Annotated in this window: 5 protein-coding genes; 1 reads left to right on the forward strand and 4 read right to left on the reverse strand. The window is 69.9% G+C overall.

The annotated features are described in order from the left end of the window. Positions 1–151: 151 nt before the first annotated feature. The 3 genes from VLF38_RS14055 to VLF38_RS14065 all read right to left on the reverse strand — a co-directional run bounded on the left by VLF38_RS14055 (position 152) and on the right by VLF38_RS14065 (position 2,102). Complete coding sequence (locus VLF38_RS14055; protein ID WP_325271866.1) at positions 152–805, reverse strand: 50S ribosomal protein L25/general stress protein Ctc; 654 nt, start codon at positions 803–805, stop codon at positions 152–154. A gap of 229 nt (positions 806–1,034) precedes the next feature. Further along, positions 1,035–1,469, reverse strand: coding sequence for a 50S ribosomal protein L25 (locus tag VLF38_RS14060; RefSeq protein ID WP_325271867.1), 435 nt, complete (start codon positions 1,467–1,469; stop codon positions 1,035–1,037). Positions 1,470–1,667: 198 nt separating this feature from the next. Further along, positions 1,668–2,102, reverse strand: coding sequence for a MarR family winged helix-turn-helix transcriptional regulator (locus tag VLF38_RS14065; protein ID WP_325271868.1), 435 nt, complete (start codon positions 2,100–2,102; stop codon positions 1,668–1,670). 79 nt (positions 2,103–2,181) lie between these two features. Here VLF38_RS14065 and VLF38_RS14070 point away from each other — a divergent pair, with 79 nt between their 5' ends. Continuing rightward, positions 2,182–2,847, forward strand: a complete 666-nt coding sequence (locus tag VLF38_RS14070; protein WP_325271869.1) for a maleylpyruvate isomerase family mycothiol-dependent enzyme — start codon at positions 2,182–2,184, stop codon at positions 2,845–2,847. A gap of 45 nt (positions 2,848–2,892) precedes the next feature. Here the strand turns inward: VLF38_RS14070 and VLF38_RS14075 are convergent, their stop codons facing one another. Then, positions 2,893–3,873 (reverse strand): ribose-phosphate diphosphokinase, encoded by a 981-nt coding sequence (locus VLF38_RS14075; RefSeq protein ID WP_325271870.1) that lies wholly within the window; start codon positions 3,871–3,873, stop codon positions 2,893–2,895. Positions 3,874–3,970: the final 97 nt, after the last annotated feature.

The following is a 3,970-nucleotide window of genomic DNA, read 5'->3' on the forward strand; positions in this document are numbered from 1 at the left end:
CCCCGCCGCTGTAAAGCGGAGTTGCCTGCACTTCGGCGCCTGCGTGCGGGCGCGGTAGTGCGAGTGACTCCGCCCTACAGCCGTCGGGGACGGACGAGGGCCCGGCCGCGCGATGCGACCGGGCCCTCGACGTACGCCTCGAGGCGAGGGGTCACTCCTCGGAGGGAGCCTCCTCGGCAGCCTCGACCTCGGCCGCGGGAGCCTCGTGCTCGATGCCAGCCTCGGCCTCGGCCTCGGCGAGCTCCGCCTCGACCTGCGCGGCCGTGGGCGCAGCCGTCACGTGGACGACGAGCAGCTCGGAGTCGGAGAGGAGCGACGTGCCCTTCGGGAGCGTGATCTGGCCGGCGAGGATCTGGGTGCCGGCCTCGGCGCCCTCGATGTCGACCTCGATGCCCTCGGGGATGTGGGTGGCCTCGGCCTCGACCTGGATGGTCGCGTTCTCGAGGACGACCAGCGTCTCCTTCGCGGCGTCGCCCGTGGTGTGGACCGGGATATCGACGTGGACCTTCTCGCCCTTGCGCACGGCGACGAAGTCGATGTGCTCGATGACGCGCTTGATCGGGTCGACCTGGACCGCCTTGGTCAGCGCGAGCTGGGTCTTGCCCTCGATCGCCAGCTCGAGCACCGCGTTGGTGCCCAGGTGGCGCAGCGCCATCGTGGTCTGGTGGCCGGGGAGGGTCACGTGGACCGGGTCCTCGCCGTGGCCGTAGATGACCGCCGGGATCTTGCCATCGCGGCGCGCCCGACGGGATGCGCCCTTGCCGAACTCGTTACGGAGCTCCGCGGTGATGTTTGCCTCGGACATTTCACTTCCTCACTAGTTGGTTTGGAGGCCTCCACCTAACCATCCACGTGGTGAAACCGACCAGAGTGCGGGACAGGTTCGTCCGTTCTGTCCGCCCCCTCCGCAAATGCCGCACCGGAAATGCGACGCGCCCCACGTCGTACGACATGGGGCGCGGCGTGCGACCAGGGTCGCGGACGATCTGGTGCGCCGGCCACGCAATGGTTGCGTGACGGGCGCACCGGATCGATCAGGCCTGGGCAGCCTCGGCGTCGACGACGACGGCCTCGGCCTCGGCGACGACCTCGGCGGCGACCTCGGCGACAGCGGCCTCCTCAGCGGCGGCGACGGCGGCCTCGGCAGCGGCGATCGCGTCCTTGCCGACAGCGGCGTCGACGACGACGAAGTCGATGTGCTCGATCACGCGGCGGATCGGGTCGACCTGGACGGCCTTGGTCTGGGCGTAGGTCTCGGTGCCGTCGATGTCGAGGATGACGACCGCCTGGGTGCCCTTCTTGCGGAGGAGCAGGGTGGTGGCGTGGCCCGGCAGGTTGATGTGCTGCGGCTCGCCAACGCCGTAGACGACGGCGGGGATGAGGCCGGCGCGGCGGGCACGGCGGGCGGCGCCCTTGCCGAACTCGTTGCGGATCTCGGCGGTGATGTTGTTGCTGATCTCGGCGGCCATGATGACTCCTCGTTGTTGCGGACCCATCGGGCCCGGGACTGGTGCCCGGAAACGAAGAAGAGCGCCGCGCACGACAGCGCGACGCTCTCGAGAGAGTCAGTCGGCCCCGTCGATCACGGAGCAACTGCTCCCTCGCCTAGGCAATGACCGAATCGTACGGTCCGCCCCGACCTCCTCCCAAATCCGTGGCTTCGGCGATCAGACCCAGGGATCGGTGATCTCCCGCAGCTTGGCGAGGGCAGCGCAGAGCTGCTCCATCCGCGCGACCCCGAGGTGGCGCTCCCACTCCTGCCTGACCTCTTCCTCCACGACGCGGGCGGCGGCGATCACCTCGCGTCCCCGAGGGGCGAAGCGCACCAGCTTGGCCCGCGCATCGCGGGGGTCGCGGACCCGCTCGACGTAGCCGGCCTGCTCGAGCTGGTCGACCATCACACCTGCCGTCTGCTTGGTCACCTGGGCCGCGGCGGCGAGGTCGGTGAGGCGCGAGCCCTCGTCGGCGATGCGGGCGGCCACGCGCGCTTGGGCGAGCGTGATGTCGGCGTACCCCTGCTCCTGGAGCGCGGCCATCACGCGGGTCTCGACGTGGCGGACCGAGACGAACATGAGTACGCCCGGATGGGGCTGGTCGGACATCGCACCTCCTGGACCCTTGACGAGAAGGTCAGTCTATCTGACTATTTAGTCAGGGCAACTGACGACTTCTGGAGCGATCATGGACACGGACCACGAGAACGCGCAGCACACTGGGAAGCGCATGGACGCGACGACGATGTGGGGCCACATCCACCGCGAGCGCCGGGCGCTGGCCGAGGCGCTCGCCAGCCTGCCCGCCGAGGGCTGGCGGCAGGACTCGCTCTGCCCCGGCTGGACGGTGCTCGACGTGGCGGCGCACGTCATCTCCAACCCGCAGCTCACCTGGGGCGACATCACCCGCATGACCGCACGCAACCTCGGCCGCAGCTATGACGCGATGATCCTGCGCAGCGTCCGGGAGTGGGCCGCCGGGCAGACACCGGAGCGGGTCCTCGCCGACTTCGACACCTACGACGGCTCACTGCGCCACGTGCCCGTCACGACACGTGTCGAGCCGATGCTCGATGTCCTCGTGCACACCCAGGACATCCTGCGTCCCCTGGGCCTGCGCCACGACACCCCCGTGGATGCGGCCATGGTCGCTGCCGACCGCGCACGCCTCATCGGGCGCCTCACCGGCTGGCGGCGGGGCGGCGTACGCCTGGTCGCGACCGATGCCGACTGGTCGCGCGGCCGTGGTCCCGAGGTGCGCGGACCGATGCAGGAGCTGCTCCTGGTCTGCACCGGACGCGCTCGGGTCGCCACCGACCTCACCGGTGACGGGGTCGAGCTGCTCCCCCGCTGAGTCGAGCGAGGAGAACGCCGCGGGGCGCCCGCAAGGTGCCTCTGGTCAGGCGTGGCCGTCGAACATCGACGTGACGGAGCCGTCCTCGAAGACTGCGCGGATCGCGCGGCCCAGGATGGGCGCGATCGAGAGGACCGTCAGCTTGTCGAAGCGCTTCTCGTCCTCGATCGGCAGGGTGTCGGTGACGACGACCTCGACGGCGGGGCTGTTCTTCAGCCGGTCGACGGCGGGGTCGGAGAGGATGGCGTGCGTCGCGGCGATGACGACGCCCGCGGCGCCGTCCTTCATGAGCGCCTCGGCGGCCTTCACGATGGTGCCGCCGGTGTCGATCATGTCGTCGGTGAGGACGCAGATCTTGCCGGTCACGTCACCGACGACACGGTTGGCGACGACCTCGTTGGCGACGTCGGTGCGCCGGGTCTTGTGGATGAACGCCAGCGGGGCTCCCCCCAGGCGCGCGGCCCAGCGCTCGGCGACCTTGATCCGGCCGGCGTCCGGGGAGACGACGGCGAGATCGGCGTCGCCGTACTTCTCCTTGATGTAGTCGGCCAGCAGCGGCAGCGCGTGCAGGTGGTCGACGGGGCCGTCGAAGTAGCCCTGGAGCTGGTCGGCGTGGAGGTCGACGCTGATGATGCGGTCGGCACCGGCGGTCTTGAAGAGGTCGGCGACGAGGCGGGCCGAGATCGGCTCGCGGCCGCGGTGCTTCTTGTCCTGGCGCGAGTAGCCCCAGAACGGCATGACCACGGTGATCCGCTTGGCCGAGGCGCGCTTGAGCGCGTCGACCATGATCAGGTGCTCCATGATCCACGAGTTGATCGGCACCGTGTGGCTCTGGATGACGAAGGCGTCGCAGCCGCGGACCGACTCCTCGAAACGGACGTAGGTCTCGCCGTTGGCGAAGTCGTACGCCGACGTGGGCACGAGGCTGACGTCGAGCTGCGCAGCGACCGCCTCACCCAGCTCGGGGTGCGCTCGGCCGCTGAAGACCATCAGGTTCTTCTCGGTGGTCTTGGTGTAGGACGTCACCAGGTGCTCCCTCGTCGCTTGCGTTGCCGCCGGGGAGGATTCTGCCCCGGTTCGGGCGATGCCGCGAACCGGAGGGCGCTGCCCGTGAGACACCTCA

The organism is Nocardioides sp., assembly GCF_035481145.1.
In the GTDB taxonomy this organism is placed as follows: Bacteria; Actinomycetota; Actinomycetes; order Propionibacteriales; family Nocardioidaceae; genus Nocardioides.

Coding starts and splice junctions, on each gene's coding strand:
- VLF38_RS14055 (WP_325271866.1), bottom strand. CDS start 805: ATGTCCGAGGCAAACATCACCGCGGAGCTCCGTAACGAGTTCGGCAAG.
- VLF38_RS14060 (WP_325271867.1), bottom strand. CDS start 1,469: ATGGCCGCCGAGATCAGCAACAACATCACCGCCGAGATCCGCAACGAG.
- VLF38_RS14065 (WP_325271868.1), bottom strand. CDS start 2,102: ATGTCCGACCAGCCCCATCCGGGCGTACTCATGTTCGTCTCGGTCCGC.
- VLF38_RS14070 (WP_325271869.1), top strand. CDS start 2,182: ATGGACACGGACCACGAGAACGCGCAGCACACTGGGAAGCGCATGGAC.